At 67.1% G+C, this 22,002-nt stretch carries 5 protein-coding genes; 3 read left to right on the top strand and 2 right to left on the bottom strand.

All coding sequences use genetic code 11. The features are described 5' to 3' along the window. On the top strand, positions 1-1,554 hold the full coding sequence (locus tag V6F88_RS17615; RefSeq protein ID WP_332611060.1) for an amidase: 1,554 nt from the start codon (positions 1-3) through the stop codon (positions 1,552-1,554). Positions 1,555-1,619: 65 nt separating this feature from the next. On the opposite strand, the gene V6F88_RS17610 is transcribed toward V6F88_RS17615, so the two are convergent. Both V6F88_RS17610 and V6F88_RS17605 read right to left on the bottom strand, forming a co-directional pair. After that, the gene (locus tag V6F88_RS17610) at positions 1,620-4,358 is read right to left on the bottom strand and encodes a hybrid sensor histidine kinase/response regulator (RefSeq protein ID WP_332611059.1); all 2,739 of its coding nucleotides are present in this window, start codon (positions 4,356-4,358) and stop codon (positions 1,620-1,622) included. Beyond that, positions 4,351-5,190 carry a response regulator transcription factor gene (locus tag V6F88_RS17605; protein ID WP_332611058.1) on the bottom strand — a complete coding sequence of 280 codons (840 nt, stop codon included), beginning with the start codon at positions 5,188-5,190 and terminating at the stop codon, positions 4,351-4,353. The genes V6F88_RS17610 and V6F88_RS17605 overlap by 8 nt, the downstream gene beginning before the upstream one ends. Before the next feature lie 378 nt (positions 5,191-5,568). Between V6F88_RS17605 and V6F88_RS17600 the strand changes: the two genes are divergently transcribed. Then, positions 5,569-7,302, top strand: a complete 1,734-nt coding sequence (locus tag V6F88_RS17600; RefSeq protein WP_332611057.1) for a ShlB/FhaC/HecB family hemolysin secretion/activation protein — start codon at positions 5,569-5,571, stop codon at positions 7,300-7,302. Positions 7,303-7,326: 24 nt separating this feature from the next. Further along, complete coding sequence (locus V6F88_RS17595) at positions 7,327-21,999, top strand: filamentous hemagglutinin N-terminal domain-containing protein (RefSeq protein WP_332611056.1); 14,673 nt, start codon at positions 7,327-7,329, stop codon at positions 21,997-21,999. Positions 22,000-22,002 lie beyond the last annotated feature (3 nt).

Genomic DNA, 22,002 nt, shown 5'->3' with positions numbered 1-22,002 from the left:
ATGACCCTGGACGATTCCCTCGTCTCGCTGTCGGCCGTTGAGCTGCGGCGCCTGATCGGCGCGCGCCAGCTTTCGCCGGTGGAATTGCTGGACGCGTGCATTGCGCGTATCGAAGCGGTCAACCCGTACATCAACGCCGTCACCGCCACCGCGTTCGAGCGCGCCCGCGTGGAAGCCCGCGCCGCCGAACAGGCGGTGATGGCGGGCGACGCGCTGGGCTTGCTGCACGGCCTGCCGCTGGGCGTGAAGGACCTGGAGCCCACCGCCGGGCTGTTGACCACTTTTGGCTCGCAGATCTATCGCGACCACGTTCCCACCGAAGACGTGACGCTGGTGGCGCGCCTGCGCCGCGCCGGCGCCATCGTCACCGCCAAGACCAACGTGCCGGAAATGGGCGCGGGCGCCAACTCGCGCAACACCGTGTGGGGCGCGACCGGCAACCCGTTCAACCCCAATTTGAATGCCGGCGGATCGTCGGGCGGTTCGGCCGCCGCGCTGGCCAGCGACATGTTCCCGGTCTGCACGGGGTCGGACACCGGTGGCTCGCTGCGCATCCCGGCATCCAAGTGCGGCGTGGTGGGCTTTCGGCCATCGCCCGGCGTGGTGCCCAGCGTGCGCAAGCTGCTGGGCTGGACGCCGATTTCCGTCGTCGGCCCGATGGGCCGCACGGTGGCGGACGCGTGTTTGCAAATGGCGGCCAGCGCCGGGCCCGACGCCGGTGACCCGCTGAGCTACCCGCTGGACCCGTTGCAATTCTTGACGCCGGGCACGGCCGACCTGGGCCGCCTGCGCGTGGCCTACACCGAAGACTTCGGCCAGTGCGATGTGGATGACGGCATCCGCGCCACCTTCCGCGCGAAGATCGCCGCCATGCGCCATTTGTTCGCGGCCTGCGATCCCATCGACCTGGACTTCGGCGAGGCCCACCGCTGCTTTGACGTGCTGCGCGCCGAGGCCTTCGTGGCGGGCATGCGCGACGCCTACGAAAAAGACCCAGACAGCCTGGGCCCCAACAGCCGCGCCAACTTCGAAATGGGCGCCGCGATGAGCCTGAAGGACTGCGCCTGGGCGCAAGCCGAACAGACGCGCCTGATCAAGCGTTTCCAGCGAGCCTTTGACGACTACGACCTGATCCTGTCGCCCACCACGCCGGTGTCGCCGTTTCCGTGGACGCAGCTATACGCCGAGTCCATCAACGGCCGTCGCCAGGAAAACTACTATCGCTGGCTGGCGCTGACGTATGTGGTGACGTTGACCACGCACCCGGCCCTGACGCTGCCTTGTGGCCGCGACCATCTGGGCATGCCGTTCGGCATGCAGATCATCGGACGCTTTCGCGGCGACCGCGAGGTGCTGGCGGCGGCGCAAGGCATGGAACAAGCCTTTGCCGGGAACGCGGACTTGCAACGCCCGCGTCCGGACCTGGCGGCGTTGACGCCCGCCAACCCGTCGCTGACATCGATCGTGACCGTGCCGCCGGATGTGGCGACAGCCACCACCGCGGCCACCGCTACAACAGCGGGCAAACCAACGGGCAGCGTGTCGGCGGTGTAAGCCGACGCGTCACGCAGGGGCCGGGCAACCGGCCCCTTTGCCTTTTGCGCGCCGTCCTCTGTGGTTCAGCCGGCGCGCAGGGTGTCGCACAGCTTGCGAATCGCGCCGATGTCGCCCTGTTTCGCCATCCGTTGCAGCGCCGCGCAAAAGTCCTTGAACGCCGCATCGCGCGCCTGCAACGCGCGCGACCAGTCGATCAGGTCAGAGATGGCGCCGCTATCCAGCAGCACTTGCAGCTGCGTCAGCTCGGCGCCGGACAAACGCGGGGCAAGCGTGGGCGTCGATGCGGGTTCGCCTTCGTCGCCGACGGCTTTGATCGCCAGGTTCAACAGCCGGCCCAGCACATGCCGCAGCTCGACCAGGCTGATGGGCTTGAGCAGGCTGGCGTCATAACGCGCGCCGCCCAAGGCCAAGGTGTCGTGCGGCGTGGCCGACACCGCCACCACCGGCAGGTCCGGCCAGCGCGCGCGGGCCGCCGCCAGCACCACCGAGCCATCCACGCCTTCCATCCGGTGGTCGGTCAGGATCAAGTCGGGGCGCCGTGCGTCCTGCGCCTGGATGCGCGCCACCATGCCCCGGCCATCGGCTTCGCTGTCCACCTGAAAACCCATGCTGGCCAGTTCCTCGACCAGGAATTCGCGGATCTCGGGCGTATCCTCGGCCAGCCAAAGATGCTTGCCCGATCCGTCCAGCGTCGGCAGCACATGCGGGGCGGCGGCGATGTAGTGATGCGAGATGCGGGACTCGTCCATCTTCCTGACCGGCAAGGTCACGCTGATCAAGGTCCCCAGCCCCACGTGGCTTTCCACGCGGATATCGCCATCCATGCGCTGCACCCATTGCTGGACGATGGCCAGGCCCAGCCCCACCCCGGGCTGGTTATCCGCGGCCGCCAACCGGTGGAACGGTTCGAAGATGCGGTCGCGATCGGCCGGCGCGATACCGCAACCCGTATCGCGCACCGACAGCACCAACTGCCCCGCTGCGTCGATAGCGGCAGGGCCAGCCACGGTGTAGTCGGCCGTCAGCGTCAGGACGCCGCCCCGGGTGAACTTGGCCGCATTGTCGATCAGGTTGGACAACACCTGCCGCACGCGCTTGCCGTCCATTTCCAACACGGCGGGTACCGAGTCCGACACGCGCAATACAAACTGGTTGTTATGGCGGGCGGCAATGGGCGCCGATTCCTTGGCCACGGCATCCAGCAAGGCGTGCACGTATTCCGGCGATACGCGCAGCGCCTGGCCGCCGACGCCGGCCGCGTAATCGATCAGGTCGTTCACCATGCCCAGCATGTGGTCGGCACTGCGGCGAATGATGGCGCCGCGCGGCGCATCGTCACGCCCGCCCGCCTGGATCAGATCGGCGAAACCGATGATCGAGGTCAGCGGCGTGCGCAGGTCGTGGCTGATGCGCGCCAGAAAGTCCTGGCGCACACGTCCGGCCTCGTCGGCCTGAATCAACGCTTCCTGCAAGGCCTGCGTGCGTTCCCGCACGGCGTAATCCAGCCGCTGGTGCTCGCGTTCACGCGCCTGCGTCAGCTCCGCTTCAATGGCCAGCTTTTCTTGCCGATGCTGGCGCGTTCGGCCGTGCACCAACACGGCCAGCATCAGCGATACCGACAACAAATCCCACGCCACCTCGGGCCCGCCTTCCCACCGGCCGGGCAGCAGCCCGTTGATGAAAGCCAGCCGCAGGAACAGGCAGGCGCAGTACACCGCGAACGACAGCAGGAAGATGCGCGCGTTGGCATGCCCGCGCCGCCAGCCATCGGCCATGGAAATGGGCCAGACCAGCCCCCACAGGAAGACCAGCCCGACCAGCGCCTGCGCGCTGGCGCGATACTCGCCAAACGCCGCCCAGACCGAGCCCGCGAGCCCGACGGCGATCAGCACGCCGTACACCCAGCGCCACAGCCGCACCCGGTGCAGATCGGCGAACAGCATGACCGAGAACCCGAACACCGTGGCCGCCAGCGTGCCCAGCACACTGGGCGCGCGCAGCACCACTTCGCCGCCGCCTGTCACCACGTAGCGGTACAGCAGGCCCTGGTACGAAATGCTGTACAGGATTTCAGTAATGATGGCGGCGGACAGCAGCATGAACACCAGGTCGCGCTGGGCCACGCCCAGCACGCCCGTGTAGATCACCACCATCAACAGCGCGCCGATCAGCAGCGCCAGCACCAGCGTGCCGCGCTGCGCCGCGCCCACGAATGCGCCCGGCGTCCACAAGGTGGGTTCCATGCTGATGGCCGAGCGGCTTTGCACCCGCACCAGCACCGTCACGCGTTCACCCGGATTGAGCAGCAGCGGGGCCACGGACACCGACGACGGCACTTGTCGCGACGCAAGCGGCTCGCGATTGCCCGCCAGGATGACTTGGGAAGGCTCCCGCTGCCCGGCGGGATACAGATAGAACCGCACGTCTTCCAGACGGGGCACGCCGAACGACAACCAGCGCTCAACAAAGCCCTGCGTGGGGTTGCGCACGTCCAGCTTCAGCCAGTACACCGATTTGGAAAAGCCCCGGTTCAGCCAGGCGGGCGCCACGGGCTGCCAGGGCCCGTCCAGGATCTGGCTGACGTCCTTGGACGCCGTTGTATCTTCCAGGCCCAGCATTTCGTGGTTCAGCGGCAGCTTGCCGGTCACGGCGTTCAGGTCGACGACGGGCGTTGCAGGCGGTAGGGGCTGCGCGTGCACGGGCGGCGCCACGCAGGACAGGATCCATAGCAACAGCAACATCAACGGCAACATCCACTTCAACGGCAGCCTGCCCGGCAAGCCCAGGCGGCGATCATGCATAGGGATCAAGCTCCTGGCGCAAGGCCGTGGGCGGCATGCCGAAGCGCTCGCGAAAAGCCGTAGAGAAATTGCCCCGATTGCCATAGCCCACCGCCTGCGAAATGGCCTGGATATCCAGGCTGGTTTCGCACAGCAAGCGGCGCGCCTCGCGCATGCGCTCTTCGCGCAGGAACTCGAACACGGTCGTGCCGGCGCAGCGCCGGAAAGCCTGATTCAACCGGCGCGCGTTCGTGTTCAGCGCCTGCGCCAGCGCCATCAATTCCGGCGTGTGATCCAGCCGTTCGCGCAGTAGCTTGCGGGCGGCGCGAAACAGCACACCGTCCAGCGTCGCGCCGGCCGCGGCGGCGGACGTGCCGTCGTCCGCATGGGTTTCGGTCACGGCGGGCACGGGCGTCGGCGGGGCCGCGGGCGTGGTCCCTACCCGCAGATGAATCAGCAGGCGCAGGCGTACTTCCTCGAAGTCGAAGGGCTTGGCCACGTAATCGACCGCACCGGCCGACAGACCCGCCACGCGTTCGCCGGGCAGGCTAGCCGCCGTCAGGAAGATGACGGGGATGCCGCGCGTGGCCTGGTCGGCTTTCAGCAGGCGGCAGGCGGCCAGGCCGTCGCACACCGGCATGGTCACGTCCATCAGGATGATGTCCGGCTGCACCAGCTGCGCCTTGCGGTAGCCGTCATTGCCGTCCTCGGCCACATAGACGCGGCAGTCCTGGCTGGTCAGGAAATCCACCAGCAGCATGCGGTCTTCGGGGCGGTCCTCCACGACCAGTACGCGTAAGCCCGCGAGCTGGCCCGGAGCCATCGAAAAGAAGGCGTCGTTCATGCCGCGCATTCTTTCATGTTGGCCCGCGCTCGCGTTGGTAACACGAGACAAATTCGAGGCTATGACTCGAATAATTTTCCTTGCGGCAAACCTGCCTGACATTCCAGCAAACCTCGGTAATGGAATATTTGCGTACTTACGATAATGTTTGTTACAGCGCGAACCTGGTCGAAGGGGATGTTCTTTTTGTGTCGTTGTGGCGTCGCCGCCACAGGCTTGCGACACCCGAATTCCCCTGTATTTGCCAGTCTCCACCAGTGATGGCGCCACGAGCGTAGGCATATCTCAAGGCTTGGAAGTTGCAAAAATGTTGTGTACCCAAGCGTGACTTATATGTCAAATAGCATCTATTAAATCCAAATGTAACAAGTCGCCGTCCGAGTACTCATGCGCCGCCTCTCCCGATTTTGCCGCCCCGTTGTCCTCTGCCTGTCCCCCCTTTCCCTGCATGTCGGTCTGGCCTTAACGGCCCTGGCGTTGGCGACCAGCCCCGCCGCGGCGCAAAGCGTGCGCCCGCAGTTGCCGTCCGCCGCCGAGCCCGGCCGCGCCCTGCCCCAGCCGGCCATGCCGGAAAGCATGACCACCGCCCCGGAAGTGACGGTGCAGCAGGGCAGCGCGTCCGAGGCCCCGGTGGGCGCCGACAAGCTGAGCTTCACGCTGGCCAACATGCGCGTGGAAGGCGTGACGCACTACGCGCCCGAGACCCTCAGCGCGTTCTACCAGGGAATGGTCGGCAAGACGATCACGGTGGCCGACGCCTTCAAGGTGGCCAACGACATCGAACTGCTCTACCGCAATGACGGCTACGTGACCACGCGCGTGATCGTGCCCGCGCAGACCGTCGATGGCGGCGTGTTCCGCATCGTGGTGGTGGAGGGCTATGTGTCGGACGTGAAGTACGACGGCGACATCGGCCCCGCGCAGGCGGCGGTCGAAAAGCTGGTGCAGCGCCTGCGTGGCGTGCGCCCGATCAACGTGGCCGAAGTCGAACGCCAGCTGCTGTTGGCCAATGATTTGAACGGCCTGGTGGTGCGCGCGTCACTGGAGGCCTCGCCCAAGGAAGTGGGCGGCTCGGTGCTGGTGGTGCACAGCGAACGCAAGCCCGTCGATGCGCGCCTGGGCATTGATAACCGTGGCTCGCCCTACCTGGGCTGGAGCGAAATGACCGGCCAGGTCACGCTGAATTCGTTCGGCGCCCGCGCCGACACCTTCACGCTGAGCGGCCGCCTGGGTTTTCCGGCCTACCGCAGCCAGGCCGTTGCCGCCAACTACGACATGCTGGTCAGCGACAGCGGCATGACGTTCGGCCTGGCCGCCAGCTACGCCAAGAGCGAGCCGGGCCGCGACCTGGCCCCGCTGAACGTTGCCAGCGACGTGCAGGCCTACACGGCCACCGTCACCTATCCGCTGATCCGCTCGCGCCTGGAGAACTTGCGCGCCTTCGGCATGTTCGACGTGCGCAACGTGGCCACCGACATTACCGAGACGCCCTTCACGCGCGACCGGCTGCGCGTGCTGCGCGCGGGCCTGAGCTATGACCGTACCGACAGCTGGAACGGCATCACTGCCATCCGTGGCACGGTGCACCAGGGCCTGGACGCGATGGGCGCCACGCAAGAAGGGGCCGAGCTGGCCTCGCGCGCCAAGGGCCGTTCGGACTTCCTGAAGCTGACCGCCGAACTGACGCGCCTGCAACAGCTGACCGATCGCCTGTCGCTGGTGGCCACCTTTGCCGGCCAATACAGCGCCAGCCCGCTTCTGGCCAGCGAGGAATTCGCGCTGGGCGGACCCAACTTCGGCCGCGGTTATGACGACGGCGAAATGTCCGCCGATTCCGGCCTGGCCGGCTCGCTGGAACTGCGCTACGCCGTGTCCACCGACAACTTCCTGCCGCACGGCGCGCACGTTTATTCGTTTGTCGACGGCGGCCGCATCTGGTCGCGCAGCGAAAGCGCGCCGCTGACGCGCGCCAACGTGTCGTCCATTGGCGCGGGCATGCGCGCCAACCTCAGCAAGACCCTGTACGCCACGCTTGAAGTGGCCAAGCCCACAAGCGGCGACGTCCTGACCCAGGGCAACAAGAATCCCCGCGTATTTTTCAGCATCTCGGCGCAGTACTAAGCAGCGAACGACAAGAGACCGACCATGAATCGCAAATCCCGCAGCCTCGCCCCATCCGCTCGCCGCATGCGCCTGAAGAAAGACACCGCCCTGCCCGCGCTCAGCACGCTGGCCGTGCTGATTGGCTCGCTGGCCTCTGGCGGCGCGCACGCCAACCCCACCGGCGGCACCGTCGTGGGTGGCGCCGCCACCATCAATGACCGCGGCAACGGCACGCTGGACATCAACCAGTCCAGCGGCAAGGCGATCATCAACTGGAAAGACTTCAGCATCGGCGCCAACGAGACGGTCAATTTCCGCCAGCCCGGCGGCAAGAGCGTCACGCTGAACCGCGTGGTCGGCAACGACCCGTCGGCCATCTTCGGCAAGTTGAACGCCAACGGCACGGTGATGCTGGTCAACCCGAACGGCGTCGTGTTCGGCAAGGGCGCGCGCATCGACGTGGGCGGCCTGGTCGCCACCACGGCGAACATCAGCGACAAGGATTTCCTGGCCGGCAACTACAAGTTCAACCAGGCCTCCACCAAGGCCAACGCCCGGATCGTCAACGAAGGCACGATCACCATCAAGGACAGCGGCCTGGCCGCGCTAGTGGCGCCGTCGGTCAGCAACTCGGGCGTGATCCAGGCCAAGCTGGGCCGCGTGGCCCTGGCCGGCGCGAACACCGTCACGGTGGACTTCCAGGGCGACGGCCTGCTTTCCTTTGACGCCACTTCCACCGTTGGCGATCTGCCCAAGGACGCCAGCGGCAAGCCGGTATCGGCACTGGTGACCAACACCGGCGTCATCCGCGCGGACGGCGGTACGGTGCTGATGACGGCGCGCGCCGTCAAGGGCGTGATCGACAACGTCGTCAACACCGACGGCATCATCAGCGCCCAGTCGGTGGGCACGCAGAACGGCAAGATCGTGCTGTCCGGCGGCGACGCCGGCACCGTCAAGATCGCGGGCACGGTCGACGCCACGGGCGCCGGCGCCGGCCAGCAAGGCGGCAAGGTCGTCGTCACCGGCGAACACGTGGACGTGGCGCGCGGCGCCGCCATCGACGTGTCCGGCGCGGCGGGCGGCGGCGAGATCGCCCTGGGCAGCCTGGGCGTTGCCCCGGACGACGGCTCGGCGGCATTCAGCGGCAAGTCGTCCACCGTCAAGGTGGCGGCGGGCGCCACGCTCAAGGCCGATGCGCGCGTCAACGGCAACGGCGGCAGCGTCACGATGTGGTCCAACGAGGCCACCGCCTTTGCCGGCAGCCTGTCGGCACGCGGCGGTGAGCAAGGCGGCGACGGTGGCTTTGCCGAAGTCTCCAGCAAGAAGAACATCGGCCTGACCGGCTCGGTGGACATGCGCGCGCCCAAGGGCAAGACCGGCCTGTTGCTGATCGACCCGACCGACCTGCGCATCGTCGATTCCGGCAACGGCTCGGGCGCGCTGGACGGCAGCGCGGGCGACGGCACGCTCAATAGCGGCGACGCCAACGCGGCCAACAACACCGTGTCGCGCGGCCTCTTGGAAAGCCTGGCCGGCACCACCAACATCAAGCTGGAAGCCACTGGCCAGATCACGATCGCGGACATGGCCGCGATCAATCTGAAGACGACCTCGGGCAACAGCTTCACGCTGCGCTCGACGCAGACGGGCGGCATCCGCTTCGAGAATTCGAACACCGAAATCAGCACCCAAGGCGGCGCCATCACGCTGGAAGCGCTGGGCGTGGGCAGCACGCTGAACAACATCGGCAAGCTGACCAGCCGGGGCGGCGCGATCACGCTGAACGCCACCGGCGACATCAACCTGGCCAACGTCATTGACGCCGGCAGCGGCGCGGCGCTGGTCCGCACCAGCGCGGGCAGCATCCGCAACGTGGGCGGCGCCAACCAGGTCGTGGCGGGCAACACCGTCACGCTGGACGCCAGCGGCGGCAACATCGGCGAGGCCGGCAACGCGGTCAACACCCAGACATCGCGGCTGGCGCTTGCCACCGGCGGCAACCTGTTCGCGGCCAACCGCTCGGTACTGAGCACGCTGGACATCACCAGCCGCCACGCCCAGCCCGGCGTCAACAACACGTACCAGCTCACCTCGGCCGGCGGGCTGGATTTCTCGTTGGCGGACAACGGCAGCTATTACCTGAACCGGGCCGTCCAGAATGGCCTGAACTTCTCGTTCACCGGCGACCGCACGATCCGCGTGGGCTCCGTCTCGTTGGGCGCGGGCGCGCTGGCCCTGACGTCCACGGCCGGCGACATCCTGGCCGGCAGCATCCCGGGCAGCATGAGCGCGGGCAGCATCGTGCTGAAGGCCAGCGGCAGCAACGGCAACAACGGCGCCATCGGCAGCGCCGACCTGGCGTTGAACACCCAGACCGCCACGCTGACGGCCGCCAGCGGCGCGGGCGGCGTGTATCTCTACAACTTCGGCGCGCTGAACCTGCGTTCCGTCGAAACCACCGGCCCGCTGTCCGTGTGGAGCAGCGGCAACCTGACCCTGGGCGCCATCAAGGCCGGCGCATCGACGTCGCTGACGTCGACCATGGGCAACATCGTGGACGACGGCGATGACGCCACCACGATCTCGACCAACACGCTGGCGTTGTCGGCGCAGAACGGCATCATCGGCGCCGCGTCCCGCAGCCTGAAGACCAACGCCGGTAACGTGTCCGCCACGGCGGGCACGGGCGGCGTGTACCTGGACAGCAGCAGCTCCAACCTGAACATCACGCAGGCCCAGGCCGATAACGCCGCCATCGTGATCACTGGCGCGGGCTCGCTGACGGCCAACAACGTCAGTTCCGGCGGCGGCGCCGTCAACCTGACGGGCAACAGCATTTCCGCCGGCCAGATCAACGCGGGTTCGGGCAACGTCACGCTGACCGCGCGCGCCGGCAGCATCACGGGCACGTCGGCATCGCTGGTCACCGGTAACGTCGTGACCTTGCTGGCGCCCGCATCGAACAGCAGCTACACCGTGGGCACGGCGGGCACCTACCTGCGCACGGCGGCGGGTGAACTGCACGCCACGGGCGGCAGCATCTATCTGAACCAGGCGCAGGGTTCCGTGCTGCTGGATGACCTGAAGGCCTTCAACGGCATTTCCGTCATCGGCGTGGCCGACCTGACCGCCAACAAGCTGGACGCCGGCACCGGCACGCTGTCGTTGAACGCCCAGGGTGGCAACATCCTGCGCGCCAATGCCAACAGCGAACTGGTGGGCAACGCCATCAATCTGCAAGCGCGTCAGCACATCGGCACCTCGGGCGACCACATCAAGACGTCCTCGGCCAGCCTGACACTGGGTAGCGGCGGCGACATCTACGTCGACAACCCCGGCAAGACGCTGACCTACCTGTCCGTCAGCAACTCGCACGCCGATCCGCTGCGAAAGAACTTCCTGCAAGTCTCCGCGCCCTTCCTGGCGTTCGACGTCAACGACGATCTGGGCAATGCGTATGAATTGAAGCAGGTCTATAGCTCGTTGCTGAATCAGTTTGTGTTCAGCGGCGACCAGACCCTGAAGCTGGGCAACATCCGCGCCGGCAGCGGCGTCACGCTGACGTCCACGCAGGGCAGCATCCTGGATGACGGCATTGCGGATACGCGCGTCACCGCGGGCGCGGTCAGCCTGGCCGCCGCCCAGGACATCGGCACCCACGCCAATTTCGTCTCGGTCAACGCGCCGAACCTGTCGCTGGACACGCGCGGCAACCTCTACGCGACCAACATCGCCGACCTCAACACCCTGACGGTGACTGCTCGCCACAAGGGCGAGGACGATCACTACGTGCTGGACGTGCGCGCGCCGTCGCTGCTGTTCAACATCACCGACGATGTGACCGGCCACACCATACACGAGGTGCGCGACAGCAACTCGGTGTATTTCAACTTCATCAGCGACCGCGACGTCACGGTCGGCAGCATCGACGCCGGTTATGGCGGTTCCATCACGCTGAACACCTCGGGCGCGATCAGCGACGACGGCAACAAGAACACCCTGCTACTGGCCAATTCGGTGAACCTGTCCGCCGGCCGCGCCATCGGCGCCACCGGCAACGGCTATCTGGACATCCTGACCAGCAACCTGTCGGGCTCGGCCAGCAATGGCGGCTTCTATGTGCAGCTGCCCAAGCCCACCGGCTCCAGCAACACCACCGGCGTCATCACGCTGAACAACATCACGGCCACCGACGCCGTACAGATCGACGCACGCCAGGGCGACCTGCTGGTATCGGGCACGATACGCAGCTGGAACGACGATGTGACGCTGAACGCGGCCAACGGCTCCATCCTGGGTAACGGCTCGGGCAATGTGTACGCGGGCGGTGGCGACATCTCGTTGACCGCAACCGGCTCGATCGGCGGCAACTACGGCGGCAGCGTGCGCTATGTGGGCGTGGGCGGCCCCAGCCAGGTCAACGTCCTGGCCAACGCGGGCGGCGACCTCTATCTGAACGGCACCTACGGCAACATCAAGCTGGCGTCGGTAACGGCAGGCGGGCAGCTTGGCTACACGCAAGGGAACGGCACGACTCTGGTCGGCAACGTGCAGGCCGCCGGCCCCGCGTCGCTGGCCAACAGCGCGGGTTCCATTCTTGACGATGGCGACGCCGCCACGAAGATCCAGGCCAGCAGCATCGCGCTGTCGGCCGCCGGTTCGCTGGGCGCGGCCGGCGCCGCGCTGACCTTGCAGGCGCCGGACGTCAGCCTGACCAGCGGTGGCGACATCACCGTCAACAACGAGACCGGCCTGACGCGCCTGGCCGTCACGCGCAATGGCTACGTCTATGGCTCGTACGCGATCACCGCACCGAACCTGTCGGCCTTCACGCTGACGGACGACGCCAACGGCATCCACCTGAAGGACATCGCCAGTTCCACCGACCTGGATTTCGGGTTCTCGGCCAACGGCAAGAACCTGTGGGTCGGCAACATCGATGCTGGCGCGGGCGGCAAGGTCAGCCTGATCGCGGGCGGCAACATCGCCAACGACGACCTGGCCAACCCCGGCACGATCCGCGCGGCGAATGTCGCGTTAACGGCGGGCTCCAGCAGCTCGATCGGCTCGTCGGCCACGGGCGGCACGCTGGCCCTGGCCGGCACGTCCGCGTTGAGCCTGTCGGCGGGTATCAACTTCTTTGTCGCCAGCGACACCGTGCTGCGCAGCCTGGCGATCAACAGCCAGCGCGCGGCCGGCGCCACCAGCACCATCGCCATCGGCGGCGGCGCGGGCCAGACCATCCGCATCACCGACGACGGCACCACGCAGTACCTGGAACAGATCACGGGCGGGCTGACGGACTTCAGCTTCAGCGGCCGCAAGAACATCCAGGTGGGCGCCATTACCGCCAGCAACTCGGTCAGCCTGACCACGGCCAACGGCGGCGTCAATTCCAGCATCACCAGTGATGCCGGCACCGGCCGCATCACGGCCGGCACGGTCAAGCTGTCGGCCACCGGCAGCGACAGCTACACCGCGCGCGATGCAAACACCGGGGCCATCGGCGCCGCCGGCCGCGCGCTGCGCACCGCGACCGCCAACCTGGCAATCGCCAACAACGGCGACATCTTCCTGAACAACGGGAATCAGGCGCTAAGCAGCATCGACCTGAACCTGAGCCGCCGCGACGCGGGCAGCACCACCAACTTCGACACCAACGCCTATGCCTTCAGCGGGCTGGGCGGCCAGACGCTGTCGATCGCGGGTGGCACCAGCCTGACGATCGCGGCAGACATGAACGGCGCCGCACTGGCCGTCAACGCCGATTCCGCCATTGCCACCGGCGCGATCAATACCGGCGCCGCGGGTTCCGTGACGCTGACCTCGCGCTACGCCAACACGTCGTTCCTGCCGACCATCAGCCGCAGCTCGGGCGTCATTACCGGCAATAACGTCAGCCTGAACGCGCTGGGCACGAACGGCAGCGTCGCCGCTTCGACCAGCACGAACAATCTGTCGATCGCGTCGGCGGGCAACGTGTCCGTCTCCAACGACAAGCAGCTGACGTCGCTGTCGCTGACCGCGAACCACGCCAGCTCGAGCGGCTTGCAGAACAATTCGTACAGCGTCTCGGCCACCGGCCTGACGTTCTCGCTGAGCGATTCGACCGGCACTTCGGGGCTGACGCTTAACAACGTTTCCACCGCGGGCAACCTGGCGCTGTCGATCTCGTCCGACCGCGCGCTGACCGTCAACAACGTGGCCACCGGCGCGGGCGGCTCGGTCACGCTGGGCAGCAACAGCAACATCTACGGCAACAGCAGCAGCGCCAGCAGCCCCAACATCACCACGGGCGCGCTGACGCTCAATGCCGGCTCGGTCACGGGTACGTACAACACCAACCAGCCGCTGTACGTCAGCGTGGACAAGCTGTCCTCGAACCTGCGCGGCAGCCTGTGGATCTCGAACAACAAGACCCTGACCCTGGGCAACAACAACGTCGCCAGCTCCGCGCAGGTGAACGTCACCAACGGGTCGATTCTTCAAGGCGCGGGCAGCAGCTTCGTCGCCCCCTCGCTGATCCTGACCGCCACGCAGTCCATTGGCGCGGCCGGCAATGCCGTGCAAACCGACACGCGGCAACTGACCACGCAGACTGGCAACAATCTTTACCTGAACAACGCGTCGAACCTGTTCAGCCTGAACGTCACCGCCAACCACGCCAACCAATCCGTGGACAACGTGGTGCAGGTGGCGGCGCAGGGCCTGACGTTCAACGTCACGGACACCGGCGGCTACAACCTGTTCGATGTGCAAGACACCACCGGCCTGAACTTCTCGTTCTCCGGCGACCGCACGGTACGCATCGGCAACATCGACACCGGCCCCGCGCATGCCGTCAGCCTGGCCGCCAACGGCGCGGGCAGCAACTTGCTCAACCTGTCGCCCGCCTCGCACGTGACGGGCGATTCGGTGTCGCTCTTCGCCACCGGCCAGATCGGCTCGGGTTCGGCCGACAAGATCAACACCACCACCAGCGAGCTCTACCTGACGAGCGGCAGCCACGTCTACGTGAACAACGACGTCGACCTGGCCAGCCTGTCGTTGTATGCAACGGGTGTCGCGCCTTCGACCTACGACGTCACGTCGAACGAATTGCTGTTCGATGTGGTGCATGACGGCCGCCTGCAAGTCAACAATGTCCGCGACGACACCGGCCTGAACCTGATGTTGTCCAGCAACGTTGGCCAGGACATCGGCATCATCGACACGCAGTCCACCGGCACCGTACGCCTATCCAGCAACAACAGCATCCTGGGCAGCGCCGATGACAGCCAGCGCATCACGGCCGCCCAGGTTTCGCTGACCACGCAGGGATCGGGCGCCATCGGCGGCACGGGCCGCGAGATCAATCTGTCGGCCCCGCTGCTGAACATCCAGAACGCCGGCGACGTCTATATCGATTCCAACAAGCACATCGATACGTTGTCGCTGTATTCGACGGGTAACGGCGCGCGCTCGTACAGCATCAATTCGCCGACGCGCGACGGCGGCAACATCGGCTTTACCGCCACCGACGGCGGCAGCGGCAGCACGGCTGGCCTGGTGCTGGGCAACATCACGGATGCGGGCGGCCTGAACCTTAGCGTCACCAGCGACCGCAGCATCACCGTGGGCACCATCAACGTCGGCTACGACAACGTGTCGCTGACCTCGCGCTATGCCTCGCTGCTGGGCGATGGCGATGCCAACACCAAGATCGACGCGGCGTCGTTGAACCTGAACGCCAACACCGCCATCGGCGCAAGCGGCATCGGCAACGCCATCGACACGCGCGTCAGCACGCTGACCGGCCGCGCGGCCGGCGGCGGCGCGTTCATTACGGTGGAAGGCAACACCAGCCTGCCCAGCCTGACCTCGACTGGCGCCAGCTCGGTCAGCAACACCGTCGGCGACATCGAACTGGGTTCGGTCAACACCAACGGCAACAGCTTCACCGTCAACAACACGGGCGGCTCCATCCTGAGCGGCACGATCAGCAACGCCACCACCGTCAACCTGACGGCCAATGGCTCGATCGGCAACAAGAGCGCCATCCGCACCACCAACCTGAGCTCGGGCGGCACGACGATCGTCACCCTTAGCGCCACCAAGACGGCCACGGCGGACGGCAGCATCGCGCTGATCGAAACCTACGGCTTGCAGGCCGCCTCGGTCACCGGCGACGGCAACATCACGCTGACCGCCGATACCGGCCGCGCCGGCCGCGACCTGGTAGTGGGCACCATCAGCACCACCAACGGCGCGGTCGCGTTGTCGACCAGCACGGGCAACATCGTCGGCGCAAATAACAGCAACCGCATCACCGGCAACAGCGTCACGCTGACGGCCGACTACGGGTCCTCGCGCAGCATCGGCTCGGGCAACAGCAACCGCATCCATCTGGACACGCCGTCGCTGACGCTGAACACCCCGGGCAGCATCTACGTCGACAACCTGGCCGACCTGACCGACCTGACCATCAACCGCGCCAACGCGCAGGGCAACCAGAACGGCAGCTACGGCTTCCTGACCATCGACGCGCAGAACCTGACGTTCAGCGGCGCCGACACCAGCAACAACACCGCGCTGACCATCGTTCGTGACACCACCGGCCTGAACTTCACGTACCAGGCAATCGGCTCGATCACGCTGAACGACATCGACGTCACGGCCAATGGGTCGGTCAACCTGTCGACCAACCCCTACTACTACACCGGCGGCTCGATCCAGGGCATGACGGGCACGTCGAAGATCACGGCGGGCAACCTGACGTTGTCCACCGGGTCGAGTGAAACCCCCAACGCGATTGGCTCGTCCACCCGCGCCCTGAACACGCAGGTCAAGAACATCGCGGCCACGGCCTCGGGCGGCATCTGGTTGAACCAGGCCGGCTCGATCAACCTGGGCAACCTCAACGCAGGCGAAGACCTGTCCGTCACGACGACGACGGGCGACATCCTGGTCGGCTCCGTCCGCTACGGCACCAACAAGACGCTGACGCTGAATGCGCAGAACGGCAGCATCCTGGACGGCGGCGGCGCCATCTCGGGTTCGGGCACGGGCGCCATCACACTGACCGCGAAGAACGGCATCGGCACGAACGACGCGGCCATCAAGATCGCGGCGCCGAACAACCCGGTGTCCGCCAGCGTGACCGGCACGGGCTCGCTGTACCTGGACAGCACCAACAACCTGCTGGGCGGCCTGACCACCTCGGTCGCCAACGGCGAAACGCGCGTCACATCGTCGGGCAACCTGGTACTGAACAGCATGACGTCGGCCACCGACGCCGCCGGCAACGGCATCTCGGTCAAGGCCACCCAGGGCAACATCACCGTCAAGAACGTGCAGGCGGGCGCCACCCAGGGTCAGATCACGCTGAACGCCGAGAACGGCACCATCCTGGCCGACGCGGCCGGCGCCACCATCAAGGCGTACGGTGTTGCCCTGAACGCTCGCAACGGCATCGGCTCCAACACCGCCACCGGCCGCATCAACGCCAGCGGCCAACGCGTCGAGGCGACCACGCTGGGCGGCATGTATCTGGCGGCGGACAACAACGCCGTCTACTCGTACCTGTCCGGCGGCACGATCGACATCGCGGCGGCCGGCAACCTGCAAATCGCCAACGCCGTCGCCAGCAACGGCAACGGCACGATCAAGATCGTGGGCAACGGCGCCAACAGCCAACTGGTGGCAGGCAACATCGACGCCGGCACGGGCACCGTCAACATCGACTACAGCAAGGCCGGCAGCACCATCGTTGACGATCGCGAGGAATCCACGCGCATCATCGGCAATTCGGTCACGCTGAAGGCCGGCGCGGGCATCGGCGGCGCCGAAGGGTCGGCCGACAACGTGCAGACGACCGCCGCCGTCATCAACGCGGAAGTCACCGGCAACGGCTCGATCTTCCTGGACGACAACCGCGCGGCCGGCACCACGCTGAACGCCATCGCCACGCAGAACGGCGCCATCGGCATCACCACCGCCGGCCCCACGCTGGTGAACAGCGCCGTCACCAAGACGAACTCGGCAACCAACGACATCTCGATCGCCACGTCCAATGGCGACCTGTCGATCAACACGATCGACGCCCTGGCCTTGGGCGACGTCACCCTGAAGGCGGCCGGATCCATCCTGGGCGCGATTCCGGGCAACCTGGTCTTCGGCAACAGCCTGACGGCCACGGCGGGCGGCAGCATCGGCACGGTGGGCAACCTGGCCACCGGGCTGGGCGGCATCGCCCTGCGCACCAACGTTGCCTCGCTGGGCGACCTGACCACCGGCGCCTATGGCGCGGTCATCGCCCTGAACAACGTGGGCACGCGTGCCCTGACGCTGACCGGCGACGTGACGCAAACGGGCGACAACGGCTCGGTCTACATCCGTTCGTCGGGCGACCTGGACGCGCGTTCGGGCCTGTCCAATACCGCCGACAACGTGCTGCTGTCCTCGAACGGCACGCTGACGGTAGCCGGCACGGGCGTGCAGGCCAACGACACCATCACCCTGGTGGGCCTGCAAGACGTGGTGGCGGCGGGCGCCACGCCGCGCAACATCATTGCACGCGGCGATACGCTGAACGTCACCAGCGGCGCGGCGGGCGGCAACACGGTATTGACCACTGAAGTGGCCAACGCCAACGTCAACCTGACCGGCGTCACCACGCCGGCCAACCTGACGCTGAACAATACCGGCGCACTGACCGCCGGGCTGTCCACCGCCAACGGCAACATCACGGCCAACGCCACCGGCACGCTGGACGTGTCGGCCCTTGCCGCCGGCAACAACCGCGGCATCGACCTGAGCTCGCAGCACGGCGACGTGGTGGTCGGCACCATCAACGCCGGCGCCGCGAACGGCACGGTCGTGCTGGCCGCCGCCGAAGGCTCGTTGGTGGCCCTGGGCAGCGACGTCACGACCAACAGCCTGGACCTGACCAGCAAGAACGGCATCGGCGACGGCAACGCCGCCTTCATCACGTCGGCGCGTTACCTGAAGGCCAACGTGCTGGGCGCCGGCGACATCGTCGTCGAGGCCACCGGCCCGCTGACGCTGGGCGCCGTTGCGACGGCGGACGGCAGCATCCAGATCGCCGCCGTCGGCGACCTGATCAGCAGCGTTGGCCTGACCGCCGGCAATCACGGCGACGTGTTGCTGGGATCGTCATCGGGCAACGTCGGTATCAACCACGCCATCACCAACAGCCAGGTCAACAACCTGACGGTGTTTGGCGCGCAGATCGGCACGGCAGCCATCGACACCGCCGGCGCGCAGACCTACAACGGCAGCGTCACGCTTGGCGGCGACCTGACCGGCGCGTCCATCGACATCTCCGGCAACGCCACGCTGACGGGCGGCAAGCGCACGCTGACCGCCAACGGCGACGGTGGCAATGTCAAGCTCTCGGGCGTGCTGAACGGCGGCAACCAGCAAGCAGTGATCGTCGCCAACGACGGCGACGTCACGCTGGGCGGCAATGCCATCAACCTGGCCGGCCTGAGCATCGACGGCGCCAACATCAGCGTGCAAAACGTCGCGACCAGCGGTGCCCAGCAGTACAACGGCGACACGACGCTGCGCGGCCTGTACACCACCGGCAACGGCGCTTTCGGCGTCGATGGCGACACCGTGTTGGCTGGCGGCGTCAACGTGTACACGGGCAACGGCGCCGTCACGTTCACGGGCGACGTCTCGGGCGCGAACGCGCTGACCGTTCTGACGGCCGGCGCCACCACCTACGGCGGCGCGGTCAACACCGCATCGCTGAACCAGGTCGGCACCGGCATCACCGCGCTTAACGGCGGCAGCGTCACAACGACCGGCATGCAGTCCTACAGCGCCGCTGTGGTGCTGGGCGCCGACACAACGTTGAGCGGCAGCGGCGTCACGCTGGCCGATGGCGTGGACGGCGCGTACGCGTTGACCGTCGATGGCCCGGCCGCGCTGGCCGGCGCCATCGGCGCCAACACCAAGCTGGCCAGCCTGACCGTCAACGGCCCCGCCACGCTGACCACCCGCGGCATCGCCACCACGGGCAACCAGCACTACCAGAACGACGTCACGCTGGGCAGTGACCAGTCGTTGTCCACCACCACCGGCAACGTCACGTTCGACGGCGCGCTGATCGGCACCCGCAACGTCGTCATTGACTCCACGGCAGGCGGCGATATTCGCCTGAACGCCGTGGGCAGCGCGGGACAACGCCTGGGCGACCTGACGGCCAACACCGCCGGCGCGACCACGTTCAACGGCGCGGTCTACGCCGCGTCGGCGCAGACGGACGCCCCGGGCACGGTAGCCATCAACGGCGGCCTGGTCGACACAACGGGCACGCAAACCTTCCGCGAACTGGTCACGCTGGGCGCGGATACGGTGTTGAAGGGCAGCACCGTCAGCCTGTTGGGTGGCGGCAACGGCAAGCATGGCCTGACCATCGACGGCGACGCCGTGCTGAAGGGCGCGTTCGGTGCGCAGGACGTGCTGGCGAGCCTGACGGTCAACGGCACGTCCAGCCTGGACGGCAGCATCGGCACAAGCGGCAAGCAGTCGTACAACGGCGCGGTCACTCTTGACGGCGACGTGGCGTTGACGACCCAAGGCGGCAGCATCACGTTCAATGACAAAGTCGCCAGCAGCCAGGGCGACGGGCACGACCTGTCGCTGTCGGCCGGTGCGGGCAACGTCACGTTCACGGACGCCGTGGGCGACGACGCGGGTGGCCGGCTGGGCAACATCGCCATCGCCAGCCAGGGCTCGACCACGCTGAACGACGTTGTCTACGCGGCATCGATCACGTCGGACGTGGGCGGCACGATTGCCATCAACGGCGGGCGGGTCGACACGACCGGCGCGCAGTCCTACGGCGAACGCGTGGTGCTGGGCGGCGACACCGTCCTGAAGGGCAGCACGGTGGGCCTGTTGGGCGGCGCCGACGGCTCGCATGAGCTGACCATTGACGGCGACGCCGTGTTGAAGGGTCCGATTGGCGCGCAGGATGCGCTGGCCGGCCTGACGGTAAACGGCAAGTCCACGCTGGGCCAAGGCAGCATCGCGACCACGGGCGACCAGTCGTACCTGGGCGCGGTCACGCTGGGCGGCGACGTTACCGTGACCAGCCGCGACGGCGACATTCGCTTCGATGGCGCCGTTGACGGCGGGCACGACATGACTGTGTCGGCGGACAAGGGCGACGTGGAATTTGCCGGCCCGGTCGGCCAAGGTTCGCGCCTGGGCAACCTGACAATCAACGCCGCCGGCGACACCGTCCTGGACGGCCCGGTTCGCACCGCGTCGCTGCAAACCAGCGGCAACGGCGACGTGCTGATCAACGGCGGTTCGGTCGACACCACGGGTTCGCAGCAGTATGGCCAGCATGTGATCCTGTCCGGCGCGGACACCACGCTGACCGGCACCAACGTGCAACTGAAGGCCGGCGTGGACGGTACCGAGTCGGGCCAGCAAGGCCTGATCATCGCCGGCAACGCCGACATCCAGGGCGACATCGGCGCGACCACGCCGCTGCGCGGCCTGGCGATCGAAGGCACCACCACGATGGGCCCGGGCAAGGTCGTCACGACCGGCGACCAGGTCTACACCGGCGCGGTAACGCTGACCGGCGACCGCGACCTGACCAGCACCACGGGTTCGGTCGTGCTGGGCAGCAAGCTGGACGGCAACGGCAACAACCTGGCCATCAACGCAGGCAAGAACGTGCTGGTGGCGGGCGACGCCACCGACTTGGGCTCGCTGACGCTGCGCGCCGTGGACACCATCGTGTTCAACGGCGACGTCAGCGCCTACCGCGTGCAGCAGCTGGAAGCCAAGTCCGCCAGCTACAACGGCAACGTCCGCGCCTCGGGTCCCGACAGCATCGACATCACGGGCGGCAAGGTCGCGTTCGGCAAGGACGTTACCGCCGACACGGGTCCGATCCGCATCACCAACACCGACCCGGCCGGCACGACGACGTTCGCCGCCGGCTCGACGGTGAAGGCCGCCACGGGCTTCACGCAGACCGGCGGCGCCGGCCTGACGCTGCCCGCGCAATTGCTGGTGAGCCAAGGCCCCATCAACCTGGGCGCACCCGCCACGCTGCAAGGCGCGAATGCCACCATCAGCACCAACGGCGACATCACCGCGGTTGGCCTGGTGGGCCCGCAAACGGCGTTGACGCTGGCCGCCGGCCCGCTGGGCGCGCTGCGCATCGGCCTGAACGACGCCAACCTCAGCCACAAGCTGGACGTGGGCTCGTTGACCGTTCTCACCGCCGGCTCGGCCGACGTGTGGGGCACGGTGGGTGGCAAGACGGGCGCCGTGGCGGCCGCTTCCATCAAGAGCTCGCTGGTGGGCTCGCCGTACTACCTGAACGGCGTCACGTGGGGTCCGACGGGCGTCATCGACCGCCTGTCCGCCATCACCGCGCCGCAGCCGGTCATCCCGACCACGCCTACCGCCTCGTCTTTGTTCCGTGGTACGGTCCCGTCTGATAGTTTCGGCCCGGATCCGCTGGGCGCATACGCCGATCCGCAGGTGCTGAAAGTGGCCTCCGCCACCTTCAACTGGCAGCTGCCTTCCGGCGACAACGCCATGCTGAACGTTCCGAACGGCCAGACCTCGGTCCTGCAAACGCCGGCCGGCAAACCGCAACAACCCGTCGCCGAAGGCAGCCCGTCTTCCGACGACGAGCGTCGCGACAACGACGCGCAATCCCGCACTCTTTGATTC

This window comes from Achromobacter sp. ESBL13 (assembly GCF_036668755.1).
Taxonomy (GTDB): Bacteria; Pseudomonadota; Gammaproteobacteria; order Burkholderiales; family Burkholderiaceae_B; genus Achromobacter.
Note: the sequence above shows the minus strand (reverse complement) of the source record. Positions and strands in the feature narration are given on the sequence as shown.

Bases quoted from the DNA above. Each gene is read 5' to 3' on its own strand.
- V6F88_RS17615 (WP_332611060.1), top strand. From the start codon at position 1: ATGACCCTGGACGATTCCCTCGTCTCGCTGTCGGCCGTTGAGCTGCGG.
- V6F88_RS17610 (WP_332611059.1), bottom strand. From the start codon at position 4,358: ATGCATGATCGCCGCCTGGGCTTGCCGGGCAGGCTGCCGTTGAAGTGG.
- V6F88_RS17605 (WP_332611058.1), bottom strand. From the start codon at position 5,190: ATGCGCGGCATGAACGACGCCTTCTTTTCGATGGCTCCGGGCCAGCTC.
- V6F88_RS17600 (WP_332611057.1), top strand. From the start codon at position 5,569: ATGCGCCGCCTCTCCCGATTTTGCCGCCCCGTTGTCCTCTGCCTGTCC.
- V6F88_RS17595 (WP_332611056.1), top strand. From the start codon at position 7,327: ATGAATCGCAAATCCCGCAGCCTCGCCCCATCCGCTCGCCGCATGCGC.